Origin of the sequence: Mesorhizobium sp. NFR06 (assembly GCF_900115245.1) — a bacterium.
Lineage (GTDB): Bacteria > Pseudomonadota > Alphaproteobacteria > Rhizobiales > Rhizobiaceae > Mesorhizobium.
The window spans coordinates 662,972-688,855 of the sequence record NZ_FOVT01000001.1 but is presented as its reverse complement, the minus strand read 5'-3'; the positions used below and the strand labels follow the sequence as shown (position 1 = coordinate 688,855).

At 64.8% G+C, this 25,884-nt stretch carries 17 protein-coding genes; 7 read left to right on the top strand and 10 right to left on the bottom strand.

Going from position 1 to position 25,884, the window contains the following annotated elements; all coding sequences use genetic code 11:
* Position 1: 1 nt before the first annotated feature.
* The 5 genes from F3H96_RS03245 to F3H96_RS03225 form a co-directional block, all read right to left on the bottom strand.
* Positions 2–2,221 carry a 3-hydroxyacyl-CoA dehydrogenase NAD-binding domain-containing protein gene (locus F3H96_RS03245; protein WP_149790477.1) on the bottom strand — a complete coding sequence of 740 codons (2,220 nt, stop codon included), beginning with the start codon at positions 2,219–2,221 and terminating at the stop codon, positions 2–4.
* A 14-nt stretch (positions 2,222–2,235) separates the two neighbouring features.
* Positions 2,236–3,444: an acetyl-CoA C-acetyltransferase gene (locus F3H96_RS03240; RefSeq protein ID WP_149790476.1), complete on the bottom strand. Its 1,209-nt coding sequence runs from the start codon at positions 3,442–3,444 to the stop codon at positions 2,236–2,238.
* A 32-nt stretch (positions 3,445–3,476) separates the two neighbouring features.
* Positions 3,477–4,649 carry an acyl-CoA dehydrogenase family protein gene (locus F3H96_RS03235; protein ID WP_149790475.1) on the bottom strand — a complete coding sequence of 391 codons (1,173 nt, stop codon included), beginning with the start codon at positions 4,647–4,649 and terminating at the stop codon, positions 3,477–3,479.
* 51 nt (positions 4,650–4,700) lie between these two features.
* Complete coding sequence (locus F3H96_RS03230) at positions 4,701–6,497, bottom strand: acyl-CoA dehydrogenase (protein ID WP_149790474.1); 1,797 nt, start codon at positions 6,495–6,497, stop codon at positions 4,701–4,703.
* Positions 6,498–6,836: 339 nt separating this feature from the next.
* Positions 6,837–7,301 (bottom strand): MerR family DNA-binding transcriptional regulator, encoded by a 465-nt coding sequence (locus F3H96_RS03225; RefSeq protein ID WP_149790658.1) that lies wholly within the window; start codon positions 7,299–7,301, stop codon positions 6,837–6,839.
* A 451-nt stretch (positions 7,302–7,752) separates the two neighbouring features.
* Here F3H96_RS03225 and F3H96_RS03220 point away from each other — a divergent pair, with 451 nt between their 5' ends.
* From F3H96_RS03220 to F3H96_RS03205, 4 genes are all read left to right on the top strand, one after another.
* On the top strand, positions 7,753–11,808 hold the full coding sequence (locus F3H96_RS03220; protein ID WP_149790473.1) for an SEL1-like repeat protein: 4,056 nt from the start codon (positions 7,753–7,755) through the stop codon (positions 11,806–11,808).
* A gap of 192 nt (positions 11,809–12,000) precedes the next feature.
* Positions 12,001–12,924, top strand: a complete 924-nt coding sequence (locus F3H96_RS03215) for a sulfite exporter TauE/SafE family protein (RefSeq protein ID WP_149790472.1) — start codon at positions 12,001–12,003, stop codon at positions 12,922–12,924.
* Positions 12,924–13,715, top strand: coding sequence for a TIGR02186 family protein (locus F3H96_RS03210; protein ID WP_149790471.1), 792 nt, complete (start codon positions 12,924–12,926; stop codon positions 13,713–13,715). Before F3H96_RS03215 ends, F3H96_RS03210 begins: the two co-directional genes overlap by 1 nt.
* Positions 13,716–13,903: 188 nt before the next feature.
* Complete coding sequence (locus F3H96_RS03205; RefSeq protein WP_149790470.1) at positions 13,904–15,160, top strand: Hsp70 family protein; 1,257 nt, start codon at positions 13,904–13,906, stop codon at positions 15,158–15,160.
* 201 nt (positions 15,161–15,361) lie between these two features.
* Here F3H96_RS03205 and F3H96_RS03200 read toward each other — a convergent pair whose 3' ends face one another.
* Positions 15,362–16,249 (bottom strand): LysR family transcriptional regulator, encoded by an 888-nt coding sequence (locus F3H96_RS03200; RefSeq protein ID WP_149790469.1) that lies wholly within the window; start codon positions 16,247–16,249, stop codon positions 15,362–15,364.
* A 279-nt stretch (positions 16,250–16,528) separates the two neighbouring features.
* On the opposite strand from F3H96_RS03200, the gene F3H96_RS03190 reads away from it, so the two are divergent.
* From F3H96_RS03190 to F3H96_RS03180, 3 genes are read left to right on the top strand one after another with little or no spacing between them, the layout of a single operon-like run.
* Positions 16,529–19,459, top strand: a complete 2,931-nt coding sequence (locus F3H96_RS03190; RefSeq protein WP_149790467.1) for a molybdopterin oxidoreductase family protein — start codon at positions 16,529–16,531, stop codon at positions 19,457–19,459.
* Positions 19,456–20,190 carry a 4Fe-4S dicluster domain-containing protein gene (locus F3H96_RS03185; RefSeq protein ID WP_149790466.1) on the top strand — a complete coding sequence of 245 codons (735 nt, stop codon included), beginning with the start codon at positions 19,456–19,458 and terminating at the stop codon, positions 20,188–20,190. The genes F3H96_RS03190 and F3H96_RS03185 overlap by 4 nt, the downstream gene beginning before the upstream one ends.
* A 6-nt stretch (positions 20,191–20,196) precedes the next feature.
* Positions 20,197–21,135 (top strand): DmsC/YnfH family molybdoenzyme membrane anchor subunit, encoded by a 939-nt coding sequence (locus F3H96_RS03180; protein WP_149790465.1) that lies wholly within the window; start codon positions 20,197–20,199, stop codon positions 21,133–21,135.
* 4 nt (positions 21,136–21,139) lie between these two features.
* Here the strand turns inward: F3H96_RS03180 and pdeM are convergent, their stop codons facing one another.
* The 4 genes from pdeM to F3H96_RS03160 form a co-directional block, all read right to left on the bottom strand.
* Positions 21,140–21,856, bottom strand: a complete 717-nt coding sequence (gene pdeM, locus F3H96_RS03175; protein ID WP_149790464.1) for a ligase-associated DNA damage response endonuclease PdeM — start codon at positions 21,854–21,856, stop codon at positions 21,140–21,142.
* 22 nt (positions 21,857–21,878) lie between these two features.
* Complete coding sequence (locus tag F3H96_RS03170) at positions 21,879–24,398, bottom strand: ligase-associated DNA damage response DEXH box helicase (protein WP_149790463.1); 2,520 nt, start codon at positions 24,396–24,398, stop codon at positions 21,879–21,881.
* A 229-nt stretch (positions 24,399–24,627) separates the two neighbouring features.
* A complete protein-coding gene (locus F3H96_RS03165; RefSeq protein WP_188131263.1) occupies positions 24,628–25,488 on the bottom strand; it encodes an NlpC/P60 family protein in 861 nt (286 codons plus the stop codon).
* Positions 25,489–25,517: 29 nt separating this feature from the next.
* A complete protein-coding gene (locus F3H96_RS03160; protein ID WP_149790461.1) occupies positions 25,518–25,868 on the bottom strand; it encodes a MarR family winged helix-turn-helix transcriptional regulator in 351 nt (116 codons plus the stop codon).
* Positions 25,869–25,884 lie beyond the last annotated feature (16 nt).

Genomic DNA, 25,884 nt, shown 5'->3' with positions numbered 1-25,884 from the left:
GTCAGGCTGCCTGCTTGACCTCGCCCTTCTGGTAGGGGTCGAAGCGCTGGTAGAAGGTCTCGCCCTTCTCGGCCATGTCGAGCAGGAGCTTCGGCGCCTTGAACTCGGCGCCGTATTTCTTCTGCAGGCCCTTGGCGATCTTGACGAAACGCTTGGCGCCGATGCCATCGATGTAGGAGAGCGCGCCACCGGTGAAGGGCGCGAAGCCGAAGGCCAGGATCGAGCCGACATCGGCCTCGCGCGGATCGGTGACGATGCCCTCCTCCATCACACGCGCCGCCTCCAGCGCGATGGTGACCAGCAGGCGCTGCTTCAGCTCCTCATAGTCGACCTTCTCGGGCTTCAGCTGCGGATAGAGGTCCTTCAGGCCCGGCCACAACTTCTTTTTCGCGGGCTTCGCCGGATAGTCGTAAAAACCCTTGCCGTTCTTGCGGCCGAAGCGGCCATGGGTGTCGACCATGGTGTTGATCAGCGCCATCTGCTTGGGATCGACGGCCTTCTCGCCGAGATCCCGGATCGTTTGCTTCATGATCTTCTGGGCAAGGTCGACGGCCGTCTCATCGGTCAGCGCCAGCGGGCCGACCGGCATGCCGGCAGCCTTGGCGGCATTCTCGATCATTGGCGCAGGCACCCCCTCGATCAGCATCTTGTAGGCTTCCGACATGTAGCGGAGCACGCAGCGGTTGACGTAGAAGCCGCGCGTGTCGTTGACGACGATCGGCGTCTTCTTGATGGCGCGCACGAAGTCGAACGCGACTGCCAATGCCTTGTCGCCCGTCTTCTTGCCGAGGATGATCTCGACCAGCATCATCTTGTCGACCGGCGAGAAGAAGTGGATGCCGATGAAGTTCTTCGGCCGCGCCGAGTTCTTCGCCAAAGCGGTGATGGGTATCGTCGAGGTGTTGGAGGCAAAGATCGCCGACGATTTCAGCACCGCTTCCGCCTTCTCGGTGGCATCCTTCTTGACGCTCGAATCCTCGAAGACCGCCTCGACGACGAGGTCGCAGCCGGCAAGGTCGGCATAGTCCGCCGTCGGCGTGATAAGCGACAGAAGCTTGTCCTTGTCCTCGGGCCTGGCACGCCCTTTCTTGACCTGATCGGCCATCAGGCTGTCGGAATGCTCCTTGCCCTTCTCGGCCGACGGCAGGTCGCGGTCGAGCAGCACAACCGGAATACCGGCCTTTGCCGTGACATAGGCGATGCCGGCGCCCATGAAGCCGGCGCCAAGGATGCCGATCTTCTTGAACTTGGTGTCCGGCACGCCGGCCGGCCGACGCGCGCCCTTGTTCAGTTCCTGCAGCGACAGGAACAGCGAGCGGATCATCGCCGCCGCTTCCTTCGACTGCATGATCTCGGTGAAATAGCGCTGCTCGATCCTGAGCGCGGTGTCGAAAGGCACCAGCAGGCCTTCATAGACGCATTTCAGGATCGCGGCCGCGGCTGGATAGTTGCCGTAGGTCTCGCGGCGCAGGATGGCGATCGCCGGCGGCCAGAGACTGGCGCCGGCCGCCGAATAGATCGGACCGCCCGGCAGCTTGAAACCCTTCTCGTCCCAAGGCGCCACCGGCTTCAGGCCATTCCTGATCATCGCCTTGGCGGTCTCGACGAGTTTCGAAGGCTCGGCGATCTCGTGGATCAGGCCCATGGACTTCGCCTTTTGCGGTGTGAGATTCTGCCCGGTGGTCAGCATCTGCAGCGCCTGCTGCTGGTCGGTCAGCCGCGACACGCGCTGGGTGCCGCCGGCGCCCGGGAAGATGCCGATCTTCACTTCCGGCAGCGCCATCCTCACCGTGTCGGAATCGGCGGCGACACGGCCATGGCAGGCGAGCGACATCTCGAAGGCGCCGCCCATGCAGGTGCCGTTGATTGCCGACACAAACGGCTTGCCGCAAGTCTCGATCTTGCGGAACAGACCGGTCATATAGCCGGCATTATCGAACAGCGCCTTGGTCGCCTTCTCGAGATCCTTTTCCTTGTCGGTGGCAAAGGTCGCGAGCATCTTCTGCAGCATGGTGATGTCGGCGCCGCCGGAGAAGCTGTCCTTGCCGGAGGTGATGACGGCGCCCTTGATGGCGGCATCGCCGGCCACATGATCGACGATGGCGTTCAACTCGCGCATCACCTCCTCGGTGAACACGTTCATCGAACGGTCCGGCATGTTCCAGGTGACCAGCGCGATGCCGTCGGCGTCGATGTCGAGGGTGAAATTGGTGTAGCTCATCTTTTCTCTCCCCGTCAGACGCGTTCGATGATGGTGGCGGTGCCCATGCCGGCGCCGATGCAGAGGGTGACCAGCGCGGTGTTCAGATCGCGGCGCTCCAGTTCATCCAGCACGGTACCGAAGATCATCGCACCGGTGGCGCCGAGCGGATGACCCATCGCGATCGCGCCGCCATTGACGTTGATCTTGTCGTGCGGGATGTCGAAGGCCTGCATGTAACGCAGCACAACGGAAGCGAAGGCCTCGTTGAGTTCGAACAGGTCGATGTCCGACAGCTTCATCTTGGCGCGCTTCAACAGCTTCTCGGTAACGTCGACCGGACCGGTCAGCATCAGCACCGGCTCGGAGCCGATATTGGCGAAGGCGCGGATGCGGGCGCGGGGCTTCAGGCCCATTGCCTTGCCGGCCTTCTTGGAGCCGAGCAGCACGGCGGCGGCGCCGTCGACGATGCCGGAGGAGTTGCCGGCATGGTGGACGTGGTTGACCTCCTCGACCTCCGGATGCTTCTGCACGGCGACCGCGTCGAAGCCACCCATTTCGCCGGGCATCACGAAGGACGGATTGAGCGAGGCCAGCGACTGCATGTCGGTCGAGGGCCGCATATGCTCGTCATGGTCGAGGATGGTCAGGCCGTTCTGGTCCTTGACCGGGATCACCGAATTCTTGAAGCGACCCTCGCCCCAGGCCTTGGCGGCGCGCTTCTGGCTCTCGACCGCATAGGCATCGACGTCGTCGCGGGAAAAGCCGTATTTGGTGGCGATGAGGTCGGCGGAAATGCCCTGGGGCACGAACCAGCCGGGCAGGCCGACGGAGGGGTCCATGAACCAGGCGCCGCCCGACATGCCCATGCCGACGCGCGACATCGATTCGACGCCGCCAGCAATGACGATCTCGTCCGCTCCTTGCGCGATCTTGGCGGCGCCGAAATTGATGGCGTCGAGGCCGGAGGCGCAGAAGCGCGATATCTGCATGCCCGGTGCCTTGGTGTCGTAGCCGGCTTCAAAGGCAGCCGCGCGCGGGATGACGGAGCCAGCCTCGCCGACCGGATCGACGCAGCCGAAGATGATGTCGTCGACATTGCCGGTATCGAGTTGGTTGCGGTCGCGCAGGGCCTCCAGCGTCCTTGCTGCGAGCCGCACCGCCGGCACCTCGTGCAATGAGCCATCCTTCTTGCCCCTGCCGCGCGGCGTGCGCACGGCGTCGTAGACGTAAGCTTCGGCCATTTTCGTGCTCCTTGGCTTGCCGGTCGCCGCGCTCAGAGAGAGCGCCCGATCAGCAATTTCATGATCTCGTTGGTGCCGCCATAGATGCGCTGGACGCGGGCGTCGCGGTACATGCGGGCGATCGGATATTCATTCATGTAGCCATAGCCGCCGTGCAGTTGAAGGCATTCGTCGACGACTTTGCCCTGCAGGTCGGACAGCCAGTATTTGGCCATCGAGGCGGTGACCGGATCGAGGCCGCCATCGATGTGGCGGGCGACACAGTCATTGTAGAAGACACGGCCGATCGTGGCCTCGGTCTTCAGCTCGGCCAGCTTGAACTGGGTGTTCTGGAATTCGATGACGGCCCTGCCGAAGGCCTTGCGCTCCTTGACGTAATCGATGGTGAGCGCCAGCGCCCGCTCGATCATGGCGATCGCTCCGGTGCCGATCTGCAGCCGCTCCTGCGGCAATTGCTGCATCAACTGGACGAAGCCCTTGCCCTCCTCATGACCAAGCAGGTTGGAGGTCGGCACACGCACGTCGTTGAAGAACAGCTCGGACGTGTCGTTCGACTTCAGCCCTATCTTGTCGAGGTTGCGGCCGCGCTCGAAACCCTCGACCTCGTCGGTCTCGACGACGATCAGCGAGGTGCCCTTGGCGCCCTGTTCCGGATCGGTCTTGGTGACGACGATGATCAGGTTGGCGAGCTGGCCATTGGTTATGAAGGTCTTGGAACCGCTGATCTTGTAATGGTTGCCGTCTTTCTCGGCGCGGGTCTTGATACCTTGCAGGTCGGAGCCGGCGCCGGGCTCGGTCATGGCGATGGCGCCGATCAGCTCGCCGGTCGCGAGCTTGGGCAGCCATTTTCGTTTCTGCTCCTCGGAGCCGTAATGGAGGATGTAAGGCGCGACGATCGAATTGTGCAGGCCGATGCCGAAACCGTCGACGCCGACATGGCCGATCGCCTCGATGATGGCGCTCTCATGCGCGAAGGTGCCGCCCGAACCGCCGTATTCCTCCGGCATCGAGGCGCAAAGCAGACCGGCGGCGCCGGCCTTCAGCCAGCTCTCGCGGTCGAACATCTCGTTCTTCTCGAACTCGTCGTAGCGCGGCGCGATCTCTTCCGACATGAAGCGGGAGGCCATGTCGTAGAGCATGCCGACCTCGTCCGCTGCCCAGGCGGGCTTCGGCAGGCCAAGAATTTCGGCTGGATTGGTCGCCACGATTTCCTCCGCGTTCCGACAATTGTGGGCCGGCAAGGCCGGCCCACCAACCTAGAACGCTTCCGCCGGCAGCGCCATTAGCGTGTCCGCGCCGCTGGAAATGCGGGCAAGCCGCGTCGCCGTTTCCGGCATGATGCGCTCCATGAAGAAGCGCGCCGTCACCAGCTTGGTGTCGTAGAACACGGTAGCGCCATTAGCGCCTTCCGCAAGCTTCGCCTGCGCGGATTTTGCCATCTGGGCCCACATGTAACCGAGCGCGACAAGGCCGAAGAGATGCATGTAGTCGGTCGAGGCGGCGCCCGCATTGTCGGGCTTGGCCATGCCGTTCTGCACCAGCCACATGGTGGCGGCCTGCAGGTCGTTGAGGCCCTTCTTCAGCGCCTTGGTGAAGGCCGCCATCTTCTCGTCGGCGCGGTTTTCCTCACAGAACTCGCTGACCTCCTTGAAGAAGGCCTGCACGGCGCGGCCGCCATTCTGCGCCAGCTTGCGGCCGACCAGGTCGAGCGCCTGGATGCCGTTGGCGCCCTCATAGATCATGGCGATGCGAGCATCGCGCACGAACTGGCTCATGCCGTGCTCCTCGATATAGCCATGACCACCGAACACCTGCTGCGCCATCACCGCATGATCGAAACCCTTGTCGGTGAGCACGCCCTTGACCACCGGCGTCATCAGGCCGGTGTAGTCATCGGCCGCCCGGCGGTCCTCGTCGTCGCCGGAGCGATGCGCGACATCGGACTTGATCGCCGTCCACAGCGCCAGTGCGCGCCCCGCCTCGTTGAAGGCCTTCATAGTCATCAGCGAGCGGCGGATATCTGGATGAACGATGATCGGGTCGGCCTTCTCATCCGGCGCCTTGACGCCCGACAGCGAACGGCCTTGCAGGCGGTCCTTGGCGTAGGAAACGGCGTTCTGATATGCGATCTCTGAAACCGAGAGCCCCTGCAGCCCGACTCCGAGGCGGGCCTCGTTCATCATCGTGAACATGGCCTTCAGGCCGCCGTTCATTTCGCCGAGCAGCGTGCCCTCCGCCTCGTCGTAGTTCATGACGCAGGTCGAGTTGCCGTGGATGCCCATCTTCTCCTCGATCGAGCCGCAGGAGAGCGTGTTGCGCTGGCCGGGATTGCCCGAGGCATCGAGCTTGAACTTCGGCACGATGAACAGCGAAATGCCCTTCACGCCTTCCGGCGCGCCCTCGACGCGGGCCAGCACCAGATGAACGATGTTGTCGGCCATGTCATGCTCGCCGGCGGAAATGAAGATCTTCTGGCCGGAAATCCTGTAGGTGCCGTCGCCGGCCGGCACGGCCTTGGTGCGCAGCAGGCCAAGGTCGGTGCCGCAATGCGGCTCGGTGAGGTTCATGGTGCCGGTCCAGACGCCTTCGATCAGCCTCGGCAGCCAGGTGCGCTTCTGCTCGTCGGTGCCGTGGGTGACGATTGCCGCGATCGCGCCTTGCGTCAGGCCGGGATACATCATCAGCGCCATGTTGGCCGAGATCATGTATTCGGAGACGGCGGTGTGAATCGCGTAGGGCAGGCCCTGGCCACCGAATTCGGCAGGCGCGGCAAGCCCCATCCAGCCGCCCTCACGATACTGATCGTAGGCGTCCTTGAAACCCTTGGGCGTCGTCACCGAGCCGTCGTCATGGCGCACGCAGCCTTCCATGTCGCCGACGCGGTTCAGCGGATGCATGACGTTCTCGGCAAGCTTGGCGCCCTCGGCGAGGATCGCCTCGAGCACGTCGGGCGTCGCGTCCGAGAAGCCCGGAAGATTGGAATAGCGTTGATAGCCCAGCACGTCGGTGAGCACGAACAGCGTGTCCTGGATCGGCGCCCTGTAGGTCGTCATAGCTTCCTCCACCCTTGCGGTCCCCGCCGGCCAGCAAGTTGCCTGTCCACGTCCTGGACAGGAGGCCGGGCCCAATGTCGATGCCCGGACACAAAATATTGACGTTTGCGTAAACGTCAACTTGGTCGCAGTCAAAATTTTTTGTGAACGGATAATGCATGCCGCTTAGAAGTGCGCGGCGGTTCTGAGACAACGGCATGCATCAAAACAACGACTTAAGCGCGCCGCCTGAATCCGTTTCAGCGCGACGCGCTTTAGGCGTCGTGGCGAAAAAAGCCGCGCGGCCATGGCCGCGCGGCTCTCAATTTCCGGATTGTCGCCGTTGGTGGCGCGGCGCGATCAGCCTGCGACGCTGGCCTGCGGTGCCGCGCTGCGCTCGCTGAGCATCTGGCGCACGACGGACATCGAGTTGCTCAACTCGCCGATGGCGTCGTCGATAAGCGCACGCTGCTTCTGCAGGCGGGCGAGCTGCTTCTCCGACTTGTCGAGCGCCAGCCGCAACTGCTTGGTGTTGGTGCCGGTCGGATCGTAGAGATCCATCATTTGCTTGACGTCGCGCAGCGAGAACCCGACCTTGCGGCCGAGCAGGATCAGCTTCAGCCGAGCCTTGTCGCGGCGCGTATAGAGACGGGTCGAGCCGTCGCGATGCGGATTGAGCAGGCCCTTGTCTTCGTAGAAACGCAGCGTGCGCAAGGTCACGCCGTATTTCTTGGCCATCTCGCCGATGCGGACGAATTCCTCGACTGCCTCGGCCGGTATATTGTTGGTATTGGCCGCGGCTTCGCCGGGCGAAACAAGTTTCATGGTCACTGGCTTTCCCCTGGTGGCGTCGCGGTCGCGGACCAAGCGTCGCCTGGATGGAAGCGGGGGCGTGCTTCCAATCGTGGTTGCAACAAGTCAATCGCAATAGGCACGACTTCGCACCTTTTACGTTTACGTCAATTCTATATCGACAGCCGCAGGGTGACGCAAGGGCGTTGTCAAAACCGACCTTTATGCCGCACCCGACAGGCGGCTCATGATTATGCGTGACTTCTTAAGCTTGGTTAACGCCTTGTTTACCACGTTGGGCGAAATGTGCGCATGTCGGTCACCCGTGGTTATCCTGTAGCGAATTTTTCACGGTTTTTCGAAGCGCGGGTGAAAACCCGGGAAGCCCGTCTTCCTCCGCAGCAAAACCGCTCGGCTCGCTTCGTTCCCGGCAGGACTCTGGAAAACCGGCCTCCAGCCGGGCATTCTGAACACGGGCGCATCGATGAACAGCAAGCGGTCCTATCTCGATACACTCAATGCCGGCAGGCAACGCCGGCCGCACACCTCGCTCGAGGAACTAAACCGGTCGCTCGAAACGCTGGAGCAACGGCTGGACCGCACGCGCGCCGACATGTCCGATCGCCCCGATCCGCGGCGGCCGTCCGTCGAGCCGCGTTACCCCAGCACGCAGCCCTACGGCCAGCCGCGCTGGTATGAAGATCCATATTCCGCGCAACCACCCCTGGACCGCGCGCCGCAAAATCCGGCGCCGCAGAACCTCGGCCTCCACCATCCCCAGCAAAATCTTGGCCCGCAAAATCGCGCGCCGCAAAACCCGGCGCCCGCCGGGCCCGCTTTCGGCCCGAGCTACCAGGCGATCGCGCGCGACATCGACCGGGTGCGCGGCCAGGAAGACAGCGTCGCCTTGGTCGGCAAGATCGCCGTCGAACTGCGCGGGCTGCGCGAGGAACTGCGCCACCAGATGACCGCCGGCCTGCAGCGGGAATTCGAAGCGTTTCGCCAGGACATCGACCGCGCCATGCAGGCCAACAGCCAGCGCGGTGCCAGCGGCATGCCGGACAAGAGCAGCGCCGAGCTAAGCCGCGAATTCGAGCGGCTTTCGGGCGCCATCCAGACGCTCGCCGATAAAAGCGATGACCGCAGCGTCAACCTGCTGCGGCTGGAACTGGAACAGGTGAAGGGTGCGCTGGACACGCTGGCGCGCGAGGAGAGCGTGCTCGCGGTGGACCGCCGCTGGGACGATTTCGATCGCCGCTGGAGCGCCTTCGAGGACCGCGTCGACGCCGACCAGCGCAAACGCGCCGAGGGCCCCAGCCTTTCGGTGCTGACCGACCGGCTCGAACAGATCAGCAGCGCCGTCAACAACCTGCCGGAATCGCTTTCGCTGCGCTCGCTGGAGGAAAAGGTTCGCACGCTTGCCGGCGCCGTCGAGCGTTTCGCCGGTCATCAGACCATGCTTGGCGGCGAAACGCTCGCCATGATCGACGAGCGGCTGGACGAGATTTCGCGCGCCATCGTCGCCTCGACCGTGGCCGCGCAGGCCAATGCCTTCGACCCTGAAACCTTCGGCCGGATCGAGAAGCGCATGACCTCGCTGGCGCAGCAGATCGAGGAGGTCGCGCAGGCGCGGCCGGGAGCGGAGGTCCTCGACCGCCTCAACCTTCTCAGCAGCCGTGTAGACCAGTTAGCCGGCCGCTCCGACCTGCCGGAACAGGCGATGGAGCGGCTGGGCAAGCAGATCGCGCTGATCACCGACAAGATGGACCGCGCTCCGGCCATGCTCGACGCCGACCATATCTTCCAGGGCCTGGAGCAGCGCTTCGACGCGCTGTCCATGCTGCTCGAGCGCCGCCAGGCCGATGCGATGGAGCAAGGCAATAGCCTGTTCCGCGATCTCGAGCGGCGGCTGGACGAGGTCGCGGACAGGCTCGACCAGCGCATGCGGCAGGACGACAGCGCCGGCATCATGGAAGCGATCGACGCGCGCTTTACCGCGCTTGCCAAGCGCATCGAGACACGAGCGCCGGATCCGGCCAACGACATGGCGATCCGCGGGCTGGAAAGCCGGCTCGAGGATATTTCCAGCCGGCTGGAATCGTCGGCACAGCAGGTTGCGGGGATCGATCCGGCCCTGATCCGCAGCCTGGAAGCGCAGGTCGCCGGCCTCTCGGCGCATCTCTCCAGGCCGGGCACGCCGCTGCCCGAGTTCGAAGATATCAGCCCGCGCCTCAACGAGATCGAGAAATCACTGGCCGGGACGCGTGATTCCATCCTGAGCGTGGCGCGCGAGGCGGCCGAGAGCGCCGTCAGATCGCTTGCCGAATCGACGTCCAACACGGCCCAGACCAACGCGATCGCCGTTGCCGGCCTCGCCCAGGACCTGAAGACGCTCGAAGCGCTCACCCGTCGCTCCGACGAGCGCAACTCGCGGACATTCGAGGCGATCCACGACACGCTGCTCAAGATCGTCGACCGGCTGGGCTCGCTGGAATCGAGCGAGACCAGCGAAGCGGTCAGCGAACTGGTCGATCCGCCAACGACCGGCAAGCGCGGCGGCCGGGGCAAGATCGCGGTGCAGGACGCGCCTTCGATGGACATCGACCAGCCGCTGCCGTTGAGCGGAGACATGGCCGATCTCGAGGGCCGTGCCGCCGTCATCATGCGCAGCGAGCCGGGCCCGGCCCGCACGCCGGCGGAAGCCGCGGCTGCAGCGGCCATGGCTGCGCTCGGGTCGGACCCGATCGGCGACAAGCGCGAAACCGCCGGCCGCGGGAAATCGATGTTCAGCAGCCTGGCGCGCGCCTTCAAAGGCAAGAAGGATGCCGACACGCAGGCGCTCGCCGGCTCGGCGCCGGATGGCGATGCGCCAAGCGTCGATATCGACGAGCCGCTCGACCCCAAGGCCGCCAACCGGCCCCTGGAACCCGGTTCCGGCGCGCCGGACCTCAACGCCATCATGAAGCGCGTGCGCGACGAGCGCGGCGGCCAACCGGTCAAGCGCGCCGAATCCGATGCTGCGAAGTCCGACTTCATCGCCGCGGCCCGCCGCGCGGCCCAAGCCGCCGCTGCGGAAGCCGACGCGCTGAAGCGGCAGTCGACCATGACCGGCCCGGTGAAGGCGCTGAGGATCGGCGACCTGCTCAAGGCGCGGCGCAAGCCGATCCTGATGGCCGCGGCCGCGATCATGATGGCGCTGGCCGGATTGCAGTTGGGCAAGGCCTTCTTGTCCGATCCCGTCGAAGTGGCCAGCAACCAGCCCGCCCCGATCGTCTCCACGCAGTCGGTCGACACGGCTTCGCTCAATGCCACCGCCGCGCCGAAGGCCGACACGGACACCGCACAGGCCGAAAGCGCCCCTGCCCGACCCGTCAGGCAGGCGGAGCCCGCCGCGGACACTTCGCCGGCCGCTTCAATCCCCTCAAGTCCCGAAAGTGCCGCCGTCCCGCCGACGGAACCGGCGCCGACTCCGGTGGCTTCGGCAACGCCGGCCGAACCTGCCGCCGCTGCCGCCACCGCGACGGACACGGATGGCAACACGCAACCGATGGCCAAGCAACCCGTGGCAGCCAATCTGGTCGCCGACAGCGCCGCAACCGGTGCGGCGGCCATTCCGCCGGCGACCACCGCCGCCGACACGACAGGCGCCGTGCCGCCGCCCGCAAGCCCGACGGCCGCGGCTAAACTCGATATTCCTTCCGAAATCGGCCCGGTGGCGCTGCGCGACGCTGCCGCCGGCGGCGATGCCAAGGCGCTGTTCGAGGTCGGCTCGCGCTACGCGGAATCGCGCGGCGTGAAGGAAGACATGAAGGCAGCCGCCAAATGGTATGAGCAATCGGCCGAGCTCGGCTTCGCGCCGGCCGAATACCGCATCGGCAATTTCTACGAAAAGGGCATCGGCGTCGCGCGCGACATCAAGAAGGCCAAGACCTACTACCAGCTCGCCGCCGAACAGGGCAACGCCAGCGCCATGCACAATCTGGCGGTGCTGTTCGCCATGGCCGCCGACGGGGTGACCGACAATGAATCGGCGGCACACTGGTTCCAGGAAGCCGCCGACCTCGGCGTCAAGGACAGCCAGTTCAACCTCGGCATCCTGGCCGCCAAGGGGGTCGGCATGAAGCAGAACCTGGAAGAATCCTACAAATGGTTCGCGCTGGTCGCCAAGACCGGCGACAAGGACGCCGCCGCCAAGCGCGACGAGATCGCCAATGCGCTTAGGCCCGAGCAGCTCGAGCGGGCGCGCGCCGCCACGGAACTGTGGAAGGCCAAGCCGCTCAACGCGGCCGCCAACTCGGCCGATGTTCCGGAGTCCTGGCAGGACAGCACGCCGCAGACCACCGCTGGCATCGACATGACGAAGGCGGTGAAAAACATCCAGCTGATCCTCAACAAGAACGGCTATGATGCCGGCGGCGCCGACGGCGTGATGGGCGGCAAGACCAAGACCGCCATCATGGCATTCCAGACCGACAACAAGATGAAACCGACGGGCGAGATCGACGCGCCGCTCGTCAAGGCGCTGCTGGCGCACAAATAACGGCAGACGCGTCGCATAAGCGACGCCCTGCCACACATTCGCCTGTTAACTGATTGAGATGGTTTTTTGTTTCGGCGCAGCGACGGGATTTGACCCGCCGCCACGCCGGCGCAAGAAAAAATTGGCTTTTCGGTGCTTTATTGTCCGGGGACGGCATTATGCGCCGACTGGCAAACTGATCGAGACAGACGGGTGGGCATCTATCTCCCGATCGCGGAAATTTCCGTCAACGTCTTCGTGCTGCTCGCGATGGGCGCGGCGGTGGGCTTCCTTTCGGGCATGTTCGGGGTCGGCGGCGGCTTCCTGATCACGCCGCTTTTGATCTTCTACAACATCCCGCCGGCGATCGCGGTCGCTACCGGCGCCAACCAGGTCATCGCCTCCTCCTTCTCCGGCGCGCTTTCGCACTTCAAGCGCGGCACACTCGACTTCAAGCTCGGCGGCGTGCTTCTGGCCGGCGGCATCGTCGGCTCGACGGCGGGCATCTTCGTCTTTGCGCTGCTGCGCCGGCTTGGCCAGTTGGACCTGTTCATCTCGCTGCTCTACGTCGCGCTGCTCGGCACGGTCGGCGGGCTGATGCTGGTCGAGAGCGTCAACGCGCTGCGCGCCAGCCGCAGCGGCGCGGCACCGGTGCTCAAGAAATCCGGACAGCACAACTGGATCCACCGGCTGCCGTTCAAGATGCGCTTCCGCGCCTCGAAGCTGTTCGTCAGCGTCATCCCGGTGCTGGGCTTGGGCGCCGCGATCGGCTTCCTGTCGTCGATCATGGGCGTCGGCGGCGGTTTCATCATGGTGCCGGCGCTGATCTATCTTCTCAAGGTGCCGACCAATGTCGTTATCGGCACCTCGCTGTTCCAGATCATCTTCACCTCGGCCTACACCACCCTGGTGCACGCCACGACGAATCAGACGGTCGACGTGATGCTGGCCTTCCTCTTGATGGCCGGCGGCGTCGCCGGCGCGCAATATGGCGCCAAGGCCGGCCAGAGGCTGCGCGGCGAACAGCTGCGGGCACTGCTGGCGATGCTGGTGCTGGCCGTCGCCATCCGCCTTGCCGCCGATCTCTTCGTGACGCCGCCCAATCTCTATTCGCTTTCCGCCGCGGGCCTCAACTGATGGCGGCATTGAGAGCATTTGCAGCCGCCGTCTCGTTGTCGATGCTCTTTGCCCTTACCCCGGCGATGTCGCAAACACCACCGGTCGAAAGCATCCAGATCGGCCTGTCGACCGACGCCATTTCCATCACCGCCGGCTTCTCCGGCGCCGACCTGACGATCTTCGGATCGCTGGAAAACCCCGATCCGCTGATTGCGCGCCAGGGACGCTACGACGTGATCGTCGTGCTCGAGGGCCCGCCGCGGCCGGTCGTCGTCCGGCGTAAAGACCGGGTGCTCGGCGTCTGGATCAACCTGGAGTCCGAGACGTTCGAGAACGTGCCGGTGTCCTATTCCGTCGCCACGACGCGGCCGTTGCAGGACATCGCGGAGCCCAGCAAATACAAGCAGCTCTCGCTCGGCGCGAAGAACCTCTATATGAAGCCCGCCGACGAGACCGACAGCCCGGCAACCATCGAGGAATTCACCGCCGCGCTGCGCGATCGCAAGGCGGCGACCGGCCTCTACAGCGAGAATGTCGGCGGCGTGCAGTTCCTGTCGCAGAACCTGTTTCGCGCCACCGTGCGGCTGGCGCCCAACGTTCCGGTTGGAACCCATAAAGCCCGCGCGTTCCTGTTCAAGAGCGGCATGTTCGTCAAGGAAAGCTCGGCCCAGCTCGAAATCCGCAAGTCGGGGTTCGAGCAGTCGATCTTCCGCGTCGCGCACGACTATTCGTTTCTCTATGGCGTGTTCGCCGTATCGCTCGCGATGCTGACCGGTTGGCTGGGCCGGCTCATCTTCCGCAAGGATTGATGCGCGTCTGGAAAAGCGGGAAGACCCGCTCTCCAGTGAAAAGAGGGGTTTCCCTTTTCCCGGTTTTGCGATAAATCGCCGCCTCCCAGCCCTCGGGACAAGCACACATTCAATTTCGATAGAGCGGTCCGGATGACGGCGCGCAATGCGCCGGCCTGCCACCATGAACCAAATCATAGGAGGCTGCGATGCAATCAGCATTCGGCGGCATCGATTTCGGCACGTCCAACTCCACGGTGGGCGTTATCCGCAACGACCGTGCGCGACTGATAGCGCTGGAAGGCGAGCAGCCGACCCTGCCGAGCGCCGTCTTCTTCAACTTCGAGGACGGCTACACCTATTTCGGCCGGCGCGCGATCAGCGACTATGCCGACAGCATCGAGGGCCGGCTTATGCGCTCGCTGAAGAGCGTGCTCGGCAGTTCGCTTGCCAACGAAAAGACGCGCATCAAGGCGCGCCAGATCGGCTTCATCGACATCATCGGGTTGTTCATCGCCCACCTCAAGAAGCGTCTTGAGGAAGACGCCGGCGGTCCGGTCGAGAACGTCGTGCTCGGCCGGCCGGTGCAGTTCGTCGACGACGACACGGCGGCCGATGCGAAGGCGCAGGGCGAATTGGAGAAGGCGGCGCACGCCCAAGGCTTCAAGCACATCGCTTTCCAGTTCGAGCCGATCGCGGCGGCTCTCGACTACGAGCAGAAGGTCACCCGCGAGGAGCTGGCGCTGATCGTCGACATGGGCGGCGGCACGTCCGACTTCTCGGTGGTGCGGGTCTCGCCGGAGCGTGCCCGTTCGACCGATCGCAAGGCCGATATCCTCGCCAACCGGGGTGTTCATATCGGCGGCACCGATTTCGACCGCCTGCTCAGCATCGCCCATATCATGCCCGAGCTCGGCTATCTGACACGGACCAAGGACCACAAGCGAAACCTGCCGGCGGCCTATTTCGTCGACCTGGCGACCTGGCAGCGCATCAACCTCGTCTACACCGCCCGGGCGATGACGGATCTCAGACAGATCCGCTACGAGGCCGAGCGCGCCGACCTCGTCGATCGCTTCATCCATGTCGTCGAGCACCGCTACGGCCATGCGCTGGCTGGACTGGTCGAAAGGGCCAAGATCGCGCTCACCGACCAGCCCGCGGCGGAGGTCAAGGTATCGCTGCCCGGCGCGCGCTTCGCGGCGGAGATCACGCGCGCCGGCCTGGATAAGACGATCAGCGGCCACATCGAACGCGTGGCCGCAACCGTCAAACGGACGATCGCCGAGGCCGGGGTTGCTGCCTCGGCTATCACCGCCGTGTTCCTCACCGGCGGCTCGACCGCCATCCCGCTGGCGAAGCGGGAGATCCTTTCGCTGGTGCCGCAAGCCTCCGTCATAGAAGGCGACATGTTCGGCTCGGTCGGCCTCGGCCTGGCGCTCGACGCGCAGCGCAAATACGCGTGAGGCGAGCTTTGCAGCAAGTTTAGCTGGCATCCGGTATCACGCGGCGTGCCTGGGAGATTGGCCAAAACGCCCGTCTCTTCGTCATCCACGGGCGAAGCAAGGAGCGAAGCGACGCGGCGCAGACCCGAGGATGACGAAGTTCCGAGGGCTTCGGCCAATCGCGAGCGTTTGCGATGATCCTCATCCTGATACCGCCCGGGCTCAGCCGGTCTTTCCACCCAGATGCGCCTTCAGCGCCATCTGGGCGAGGCTCGCCTGACGGTCGCGGTGGGTGATCATGGCGAAGTCGCGCTTCGGCAATTCGACCGGCACGGCCCTGAGGCTGCCCTCCGCCAGGGAGCGCGCGACCACGAGTTCGGAGATGATCGTCGCCCCCGCGCCGGCCTCGACCGCCTGACGCACGGCCTCGTTGCTGGGCAGGACCAGGAATATCTGCAGCTCCGCCGGCGGCACACCCTGACTGTGCGCGAAATCCTCCAGCGCCTCGCGCGTGCCCGACCCGCCTTCCCTGATGATCCAGCGCAACGCCCTGATGTCGAGATTTCCCGCTCGCGTCATGGGAATTTCCGGATGCGAACGCGCCACCACCAGCATCGGGCGGTCCTCGTCGACCGTGGCGCGGCGCAGGATGTCGGACTCGGTGCGGCCCTCGACCAGGCCGAAATCGGCGCGGCCGTCCAGCACATTGGTCTCGACCTGCCTCGTATTACCGATCGTCACGCTCAGTTTCACGGCAGGATAGGCTTCGTGGAACGAGGCCAGGCGCCGCGGCAGCCAGTAGCTGGCGATCGTCTGGCTGGCAGCGATCGACAGGCTGCCGGCGACGGTTTGCGAGACGTCTTCCAGCACGCCGCGGGCAGCCGCGGCGCGGTCCAGGACAGCCTTCGCCTCCGGCAGGAACCGGTGGCCGGTCTGAGCCAATTCGATGTTGCGGCCGACCCGGTTGAACAGACGCACGCCGTGCATGCTTTCAAGCGCGCGGATGGCGGCTGACGCGGCCGATTGCGAGATGCCGAGCCGCTCCGCGGCCCTGGTCATATGGCCATGTTCGGCGACGGCGACGAAGATGCGCAACTGATCGAGGGTCATGACACAACTAAGAAGCAAAATCGATCGGAATTACAAGAGCTGCTTGTTAGACGGATCAATTGCTTTGTTCTAAGTTTTTGCCTGAAGTTGGAAAAAATTGGCCGTCATACACCAAGAGTTGGAAATGGTGGGGCGCTTCAAATCCCTGTTCGCGCATTGGAGCCGCCGACTAAAGCGGCAGCTCACCGGTGAGCGCTATCACCCGGAACTTCATTACATGCGCGGCCCGGGACCGAAGACAAAAGCCAAGATGGCGGGCGGCGAAAGCGTTCGCGGATCATGAGCAGGGCCGCGCCGCGCGGCGCCAATTCCGCACCTTCGCAACGGCCACTGGCCGACAGCCGAGCGCCCAACGAGGGCGACGGCGTCGAGACCTCACCAAGCGTCTTCGACCGCATCGCCAAGACCACCTGCTACATGTGCGCCTGCCGCTGCGGCATCGACGTCCACATCAAGGACGGCAAGGTGCGCTACATCAACGGCAATAAGGACCATCCGGTCAATCGCGGCGTGATCTGCGGCAAGGGCAGCGCCGGCATCATGCAGCATTACAGCCCGGCGCGGCTGAAGAAGCCGCTGCTTCGCACAGGCCCGCGCGGTTCAGGCGAGTTCCGCGAGATCGAGTGGGACGAGGCGCTGTCCATCGCCACGGAGCGGCTGTCGGCGATCCGCCGCACCGACCCGAGGAAACTCGCCTTCTTCACCGGCCGCGACCAGTCGCAGTCGCTGACCGGCTGGTGGGCATCGAAGTTCGGCACGCCCAATTTCGCCGCGCATGGCGGCTTCTGCTCGGTCAACATGGCGGCCGGCGGGCTCTACACGATCGGCGGCTCGTTCTGGGAATTCGGCGAGCCCGATTGGGACAACACAAAATACTTCATGTTGTTCGGCGTCGCCGAGGACCATGATTCCAATCCGATCAAGATCGGTCTCGGCAAGCTCAAGGCGCGCGGCGCCAAGGTGGTCTCGATCAACCCCTGCCGCACCGGCTACAACGCCATCGCCGACGACTGGATCGGCATCCGTCCCGGCACCGACGGCCTGTTCGTGCTGGCCCTCATCCACGAATTGCTGAAGGCCGGCCGCGTCGATCTCGACTATCTGCTTCGCTACACCAACGCGCCGGTGCTCGTCATGCAGGAGCCGGGGTCCGCCGATGACGGGTTGTTCGTTCGCGATGGCGACGGCAATCCGCTGGCCTGGGACAGGGTGGCGAAGGTCCCCGTCAACGCAACGGACCCGGATGCCAGACCAGCATTGAGCGGCACCTACACGGTAAACGGCCGCCGCTGCACGCCGGTGTTCCAGCTTATCGCCGAGCGATACCTTGACGACAGCCATTCGCCGGACGCCGTCGCAACGCGCTGCGGTGTCGACGCCGACACGATCCGGCGGATCGCGGCGGAGCTGGCGCATGTCGCCTTCGAGCAGACGATCGAGCTGCCGATTGCCTGGACGGATTGGGCTGGCCGCCGGCACGAGACGATGAAGGGCCGGCCGGTGTCCATGCATGCCATGCGCGGCATCTCGGCCCATTCGAACGGCTTCCATACCTGCCGCGCCATCCATCTGTTGCAGGTCCTGCTCGGCACCGTCGACGTGCCCGGCGGCTTTCGCTTCAAGCCGCCCTACCCGCGCTCGGCGCCGCCGGGTCCAAAGCCTGCCGGCAAGGACGTCCGCCCGATGACGCCGCTCGACGGCATGCCACTCGGCTTTGTTTGCGGACCGGACGATCTTCTCGTCGACGAGGCCGGCAAGCCCACCCGCATCGACAAGGCCTACTCCTGGGAAGCGCCCCTGGCCGCGCACGGGCTGATGCACTCAGTCATCCGCAACGCCTGGGCCGGCGATCCTTATCCGATCGACACGCTGATGATGTACATGTCGAACATGGCGTGGAACTCCTCGATGAATACGGTCGAGACGGTTCGCATGCTGGCCGACAAGGACGAGGCGGGCACCTACAGGATCCCCTTCATTATCTACTCCGACGCCTATTATTCCGAGACCGTGCCTTTTGCCGATCTGGTGCTGCCCGACACGACCTATCTCGAGCGGCACGACTGCATCAGCCTGCTCGACCGGCCGATCAGCCATGCCGACGGGCCGGGTGACGCCATCCGCCATCCGGTGGTGCAGCCGGACCGTGACGTGCGGCCGTTCCAGTCGGTGCTGATCGAGCTCGGCGCGCGGCTCGGCCTGCCCGGTTTCGTCGACGAGGACGGCTCGGCGAAATACCGCGACTATGCCGACTACATCGTCAACCATGAGCGCACGCCCGGCATCGGCCCGCTTGCCGGCTGGCGTGGCAAGGACGGAGGCGCGATCGGCAGGGGCGACGTCAACCCCGACCAGCTGCAGCGCTACATCGACAATGGCGGCTTCTGGCATCACGATTTCTCCGACGACCAGCGCTACTACAAAATGGGCAACCGCGCCTATCTCGACTTCGCCGTCGAGATGGGTTTCATCCCCGAGGCCGAGCCCATCGTCTTCCAGCTCTACTCGGAGCCGATGCAGCGGTTCAGGCTTGCCGCGCGAGGCCATGGGACGGCTCAGCCGCCCGATGCCGAGCGCGGCCGCATCGAAGCTTATATGGACCCGCTGCCGTTCTGGTACGCGCCCTGCGAGGAAGAGACCGTCGATCTGGACCAGTATCCGCTGCATGCGCTGACACAGCGGCCGATGCACATGTACCATTCCTGGGGCTCGCAGAATGCGTGGCTGAGACAGATCACCAGCCAGAATCGGCTGTTCATTCACCGCGAAACGGCCTCCAGGCTCGGCCTTGCCGACGATGACTGGGTTTGGATCGAAAGCATCAACGGCCGGGTGAAGGGCCAGATCAAGCTGATCGACGGCGTGAACCCGGACACAGTCTGGACCTGGAACGCGATCGGCAAGCGGCGCGGCGGCTGGGGCCTGAAGGACGATGCGGCGGAATCCAACCGCGGCTTCCTGCTCAACCACATCATCGGCGACCGGACAGCGGCGGACGCCAGCGGTAAGCGCTATTCGAATTCCGATCCCGTCACCGGCCAGGCGGCATGGTTCGACGTGCGCGTGCGCATCGTCAAATGCGCGCCGCAGGAGGCAGGCTTCACCGAGCCGCAATTCGAGCGCTTTTCCCAGCCGCCGCATTTCAAGCCGTCGCCGGACATACTGCGGTTCGGAGCATCGTTCCGCATGAAGAGGGAAGCCGCCGAATGACCTGCCTTCCCGCCCGGACCGAGAAGAAGCTCGGCCTCGTCATCGATCTCGACACCTGCGTCGGCTGCCAGGCCTGCGTCACCGCCTGCAAGGAGTGGAACACCGGCGGCCACATGGCGCCGCTGACCGACATCGACCCCTATGGCGGACATGTCGACGGTGTCTGGTTCAACCGCGTGCACAGTTACGAGCACACGACCGAGATGGGCGGCCGCACGGTAAACTTCCCGCGCTCCTGCCTGCATTGCGAGCAGCCGGCCTGCGTCACCGTCTGCCCGACCGGCGCTTCCTACAAGCGCGCCTCGGACGGCATCGTGCTGGTCGACGAGGACAAATGCATCGGCTGCAAGCTCTGCAGCTGGGCCTGCCCCTATGGCGCGCGCGAGTTCGACACCGACGTCGGCGTGATGAAGAAATGCACGCTCTGCGTCGACCGCATCTACAACGACAATCTGGCTGCGGAGGACCGCGTGCCCGCCTGTGTGGCCGCCTGCCCGACCAGCGCCCGGCATTTCGGCGATCTCGGCGACCCGGCCTCCGCCATCTCGCAACTCGTGACGGATCGGGGCGGCGTCGATCTGATGCCGGAGCTCGGCTACAAGCCGACCAACAAATATCTGCCGCCGCGTGCCCGCAGCGAACGCGCGGCGAAGGTGGACGCGCCGGCGCTGCAGCCGATCAGAGCCGAGGGCGGTTTCCTTGGCTGGATCGACCGCATGCTTTCGAACTAGCCGATCATGCATCCCGCCTTTTCCGTTGTTTTTTTCACCACCGCGACCGGCGCCGGCTACGGCCTGCTGGCGCTGCTTGGCGTTCTTGGCGGACTGGGTTTCGTCCACGCCGATTTCTGGCTGGGGCTCATCGGCATGGTGCTGGCGCTCGGCCTGATCGCGGCCGGCCTGTTGTCCTCCACCGGCCATCTCGGCCGCCCCGAGCGGGCCTGGCGCGCCTTCTCGCAGTGGCGCAGCTCCTGGCTATCGCGCGAAGGGGTGGCGTCGGTCGCGACCTTCATCCCGGCCGGGCTGTTCGGCATCGGCTGGGTGCTTCTCGGCCGCAGCGGCGGCTGGGTGGCGGTCGCCGGCCTGCTGGCGGCGGCGGGCGCGGTTGTGACAGTCTGCACGACCGGCATGATCTACGCTTCGCTGAAGCCGATCGCGCAATGGCACAGCCGCTATACTTTGCCGGCTTACCTTATCTTCGCGGCGATGACCGGAAGCGTTCTCGCTAACGCTTTGCTCCAGGGGTTCAGATTGGGTTCGACGGCAGTGTTGACCTGGGCGCTGCTTGCCACGCTCGCCGGCTGGGGCTGGAAGCTTGCGACCTGGCGCTACAATGACGGGCTGGAGATTCCGACGACGACCAACACGGCGACCGGACTTGCTGGCGGCACGGTGCGTTCAATCGAATGGCCGCATACGGAAGAAAACTACCTGCTCAAGGAAATGGGTTTTCGCATCGCGCGCAAGCACGGCGCCAAGCTGCGGCGGATCACACAGGCGCTGGCCTTTGCCGTGCCTGCCATCCTGCTGGCGAGCGTGTTCTTCCTGCCATGGCCTTTGAGGGCAATCGCATCCGTGCTTGCAGCTGGCGCGCAGTTCGCCGGCATGCTGGTCGAACGCTGGCTGTTCTTCGCCGAGGCGAAGCATACGGTCACGCTCTACTATGGACGAGAGTAGCGTCTCAGCCCGGCCGCAGCATCGAGCCAGAGATCGCGAAGATGCGTTCCGCACCCAGCATATAGGCCACGAGCGTTTCCAGGCGGAACAGGTCGGCATAGGCGCGGTCGAGCACGTTGAGCGAGCCGGTATAGGCGCCGAAGGCCGGCATGATCATGCGGCCGCCGTCGCCGGCAAAGCAGCGCCGCCTGACCGAGCGGCCGCGCTGGACGATGCGCGCGCAGGGGTGAAGATGGCCGGCAATCTCGCCCTCCACCCGCAGCTTCGACGGCTCGTGGCGGAAGACCAGCGAGCCAATGGCAAGTTCCTGCACCGTCTCGCCGGGCAAGTCGGTGGGCGCTTCCGGGTCGTGGTTGCCGGCGACCCAAAACCAGTCGCGACCGGCCATCATCGCCTCCAGGCGCCCGCGGAAGCTCTGGTGCATGCGCTCGGCGCCGCTGCCGTCATGGAAGGAATCGCCCAGGCTGACGACGATCCGCGGCTGGTAATCGGCAATCACCGCCTGGAGCTGAAGCAGAGTGGCTCCGGTGTCGTAGGGCGGGATCAGCGCGCCGCGCCTGGCGAAAGAAGAGCCTTTCTCCAGATGCAAGTCGGAGACGGCGAGCAACCGCAGATCGGGAAAATAAAGCACGCCGCGCCGGTCGCAGACAGCGCGCTCGCCGGCGATGCCGACGAGGTCGGCCTCGGCGATCAGCATTGCGCGCGACAGCGAAAAATTCATCCCCTCTCCGATCTTGGCATCGCTATGCCCGACCCATCGCCTCTTCGACCAGGTCGGCGGCCTCCATCAAAAGCGTGTCGTTGGCGCCGCCATTGACCGATTCCTTGCCGATCTCCAGCATCACCGGCACCGCCAGCGGCGAGATCTGGTCGAGATGCTTATGCACGATTCGACCGCGTACACGCGAGAGCATCTCGCCAAGTCTGCTGACATCGAGCAACCCGGCCGAGGCGTCAGTGCGCGTCGCCTGCAGCAGGATGTGATCTGGTTCGTGGCTGCGCAGCACATCGTAGATCAGGTCGGCGGAGACCGTCACCTGCCGCCCGCTCTTTTCCTGGCCGGGATAGCGCTTCTCGATCAGGCCGGCAATGACCGCGCAGGTGCGGAAAGTGCGCTTCAGCATCCAGCTGTCGTTCAGCCAGGCCTCGAGATCGTCGCCCAGCATGTCCTCGTCGAAGAGCTGACCGAGCGACGGCTTCCTCGCCTTGAAAAGTGCTGCCATATCGTCCAGTGCCCACACCGCCAGCGAATAGTCGGTGGCGACGAAGCCGAGCGGCCTGGCATGCGCGCGTTCCAGCCGGCGTGTCAAAAGCATGCCCAGTGTCTGGTGCGCCAGGCGCCCCTCGAAGGGATAGGCCACCATGTAATGCCGATTGCCGCGCGGGAAGGTTTCGACAAGAAGATCGCCGCGCTTCGGCAGTACCGACTTTTCTTGTTGGATCCGCAGCCAGTCGGCGACCTGTTCGGGCAAGAGTTTCCAGCGGTCGCTGTCGGCCAGCATGCCGCGAACCTGCTCGGCGAGATAGGTCGACAGCGGGAATTTGCCGCCGGCATAGGACGGCACGATGATGTTGGCGCCGGCGCCGTTGGAAACGACACATTCGTTCTCGCGGATGCCTTCGAAGCGCAGCACCTTGCCGGCGAAGAGGAAGTTGTCGCCGGGACGCAGCGTCTCGGCGAAATATTCCTCGATCTTACCGAGCACCGGCCCGCCGCGCCCGGCCATGCCGCGACCCTGGCGGACATAGCGGATATTCAATTCCGGCATCTCGACGATGGTGCCGACATTCAGCCGGTATTGCTGCGCGACGCTCGGATGCGAGATGCGCCAGAGCCCGTCTTTGTTCCGGCGGATGCGGGCATAGCGCTCATAGTTCTTCAGCGCGTAGCCACCGGTGGCGACGAAGTCGACGACTCGGTCGAAGGTCTCGCGCTCCAGCGCCGCGTAAGGAGCGGCGGCGCGCACTTCCTCGTACAGAAGGTCGGCATCGAACGGTCCGCCGCAGGCGACGCCCAGCACATGCTGCGAGAGCACGTCGAGCGCGCCCTTGATCAATGGCGGCGTGTCCTGCGCGCCGAGATAGTTGGCGTCTAGCGCGGCGCGGCATTCCAACACTTCGAACCGGTTGGCCGGGATGAGGATCGCCTTCGATGGTTCATCCATGCGGTGGTTGGAGCGGCCGATGCGTTGTGCGAGGCGGCTCGCCCCCTTGGGTGCGCCGACATGAACCACCAGATCGACGTCGCCCCAGTCGATGCCGAGGTCGAGCGTGGAGGTGGCGACGATGGCACGCAGCGCGTTGTCGGCCATCGCCTTCTCGACGCGGCGGCGCTGACCGACATCGAGCGAACCGTGATGCAGCGCGATCGGGAGCGAATCCTCATTCGCCCGCCAAAGCTCCTGGAACAGCAACTCGGCCTGACTGCGCGTGTTGACGAAGAGAAGCGTCGTGCGGTGTTTTTTGATCGCCTCGTAGATCTCTGGAATGGCGTAGCGGGCCGAATGCCCGGACCACGGCACGCGCTCGCGCGAGTCGAGGATCGAGATATCGGGCTTGGCGCCGCCCGCGACAGTGATCAGCCCAGCCATGTCGCCGGGCGGATTCTGCGCAACCAGCCAGCACCGCAATTCATCGGGCTCGGCAACGGTCGCCGACAGGCCAATGGTCTGCAGGCTGGGAACGAAAGTGCGCAATCGCGCCAAGCCAAGCGCCAGCAGATGTCCGCGCTTCGAAGTGACCAACGAATGCAGCTCATCGAGGACGACATAGCGCAGGTCCTCGAAAAAACGCTTGGCGTCGTTCCCCGCGATCAGCAGGGCGAGTTGCTCGGGCGTCGTGAGCAGGATGTCGGGTGGCACCAATTTCTGCCGCTGGCGCTTATGTGAAGGCGTATCGCCGGTGCGCGTCTCTATGGTGACGGGCAGTCCGATTTCCTCGACCGGCTTGCCGAGGTTGCGCTCGATGTCGACAGCCAGCGCCTTGAGCGGCGAGATGTAGAGCGTGTGGATGCCGCGATGCGCCTGGCCGGGCTTGCGGCGCGGCCGGTTGGCAAGCTCCGTCAGCGAAGGCAGGAAGCCGGCCAGCGTCTTGCCGGCGCCGGTCGGTGCGATCAGCAGCACCGATTGTCCGCCTTGCGCCTGCGCCAGCAGCTCGAGCTGATGGACCCGCGGCGACCAGCCCTTTTTGCCGAACCATTCGACGAATGGCTCTGGCAGCAGGACGGCGGCATTCTGTTCGGCAAGGCGCGGCTGCTCGGTCACGCGACAGAGGTAGCGCGGCGGCGCCCGATCGCCAAGCAAAATCGGAACAAAAGGGGATCATTGTTACCTTCTCCCCCTTGTGGGAGAAGGTGGATCGGCGCGCAGCGCCGAGACGGATGAGGGGTGCTCCAGCTTGGCGCCAAGTTACCCCTCACCCGGATTGCCAACCGATTTGCGAAGAGCAAATCGGGGCAATCCGACCTCTCCCACAGGGGGAGAGGTAAAGGCGCTACGGCCTCCTGAACCCGGTCGGGCCGCCATAGAGATAGCCGATGCGCGCGACCGCCTCCTTCAACCCTTCGCGCGAGACCAGCATCGTGTGGCCGTTGGCGTGGATCATGTCGTGCGCGTTGGTCATGATCGCGACATGGCCTTTCCAGAAGACGAGATCGCCGCGCAGAAGGCCGGAATAGTCGGGACCCGGCTCGACTGGCGAGCCGATCGATGCCGCCTGCATGTCGGAGTCGCGCAGCGCGGCCTTGCCGGCCATGCGCATCGACAGCTGCACGAGGCCCGAGCAGTCGATGCCGAAGCCCGACACCCCGCCCCAGAGATAGGGCGTGCCGAGGAAACTCTCCGCGACCGTGACGTAATCCTCGGCCAGTTCGCCGATCGGCCGCACATGGCCGGCGATAATCGCCTCGCCAGAGGGCAGCAACGCATAATGCGTGCCGCGCGTCTCGGCAAATCCGCTCACCGTGATGGTAGAACCCATCGACAGTTGCCCGCCTATCGGGAAGCGCAGATCCGGCCCGGGATAGAGGAAGGTGCGCGGGACGGAAACGATGTGCGTCGGCGCATGTTCGCGCATTCCAATAAGATTGTCCGCGACATAGCCGACATAGCCATCGCGCTCGGCCTGTACCCAGGCCCAGCCCTCCGCGTCCTCGAAGACAAGGACGTCGTCGCCAAACAGCGCCTGCGTGTTGACGCCGGCATCCGGGCGCGGCGCCTTGCGCAGATCGGCGACCGAGGCCGTGATGCGAGCCGGACGGCCGCTGACGAAGCGCTCGGCAGCGACCTCGCCTTTCAGCCTGGCATCGGCAAGGTCGGAACGGAAGGCATGAAGGCGGGCATCCCTGGCGGTCAAATCGGCAATCCAGTCAAACAGAGTATCGTTCAGATGGGCAGTTCATGCGCTCTGGCAACGATACCATCGCCGAAGCGCTCGACAAAGAGCGCGCCTTCGACCGTGCGCCGGATCAGCACGTTGCGCTTGTCGAGATCGTCGCGGTGGCGCGAGACCAGTTTTAGCGCGCCCATGGTGTCGAGGGCGCGGGTGATGACCGGCTTTGTGACGTTGAGCTTGGCGGCCAGCCCGCGCACCGTATGGGGCGGCGGATCGAGATAGATGGTGAACAGGATCGCAGTCTGGCGCATGGTGAGGTCCGGCGCGCCATCGCGTACCTGGGCCAGCATCACCTGCTGCCACAATCGCAAGGCCTGGCTCGGGCGCATCGAGATCGACATCGCCCAAGCATGCCGG

Coding starts and splice junctions, on each gene's coding strand:
- F3H96_RS03245 (WP_149790477.1), bottom strand. CDS start 2,221: ATGAGCTACACCAATTTCACCCTCGACATCGACGCCGACGGCATCGCG.
- F3H96_RS03240 (WP_149790476.1), bottom strand. CDS start 3,444: ATGGCCGAAGCTTACGTCTACGACGCCGTGCGCACGCCGCGCGGCAGG.
- F3H96_RS03230 (WP_149790474.1), bottom strand. CDS start 6,497: ATGACGACCTACAGGGCGCCGATCCAGGACACGCTGTTCGTGCTCACC.
- F3H96_RS03225 (WP_149790658.1), bottom strand. CDS start 7,301: ATGAAACTTGTTTCGCCCGGCGAAGCCGCGGCCAATACCAACAATATA.
- F3H96_RS03220 (WP_149790473.1), top strand. CDS start 7,753: ATGAACAGCAAGCGGTCCTATCTCGATACACTCAATGCCGGCAGGCAA.
- F3H96_RS03210 (WP_149790471.1), top strand. CDS start 12,924: ATGGCGGCATTGAGAGCATTTGCAGCCGCCGTCTCGTTGTCGATGCTC.
- F3H96_RS03205 (WP_149790470.1), top strand. CDS start 13,904: ATGCAATCAGCATTCGGCGGCATCGATTTCGGCACGTCCAACTCCACG.
- F3H96_RS03200 (WP_149790469.1), bottom strand. CDS start 16,249: ATGACCCTCGATCAGTTGCGCATCTTCGTCGCCGTCGCCGAACATGGC.
- F3H96_RS03190 (WP_149790467.1), top strand. CDS start 16,529: ATGAGCAGGGCCGCGCCGCGCGGCGCCAATTCCGCACCTTCGCAACGG.
- F3H96_RS03185 (WP_149790466.1), top strand. CDS start 19,456: ATGACCTGCCTTCCCGCCCGGACCGAGAAGAAGCTCGGCCTCGTCATC.
- F3H96_RS03180 (WP_149790465.1), top strand. CDS start 20,197: ATGCATCCCGCCTTTTCCGTTGTTTTTTTCACCACCGCGACCGGCGCC.
- pdeM (WP_149790464.1), bottom strand. CDS start 21,856: ATGAATTTTTCGCTGTCGCGCGCAATGCTGATCGCCGAGGCCGACCTC.
- F3H96_RS03160 (WP_149790461.1), bottom strand. CDS start 25,868: ATGTCGATCTCGATGCGCCCGAGCCAGGCCTTGCGATTGTGGCAGCAG.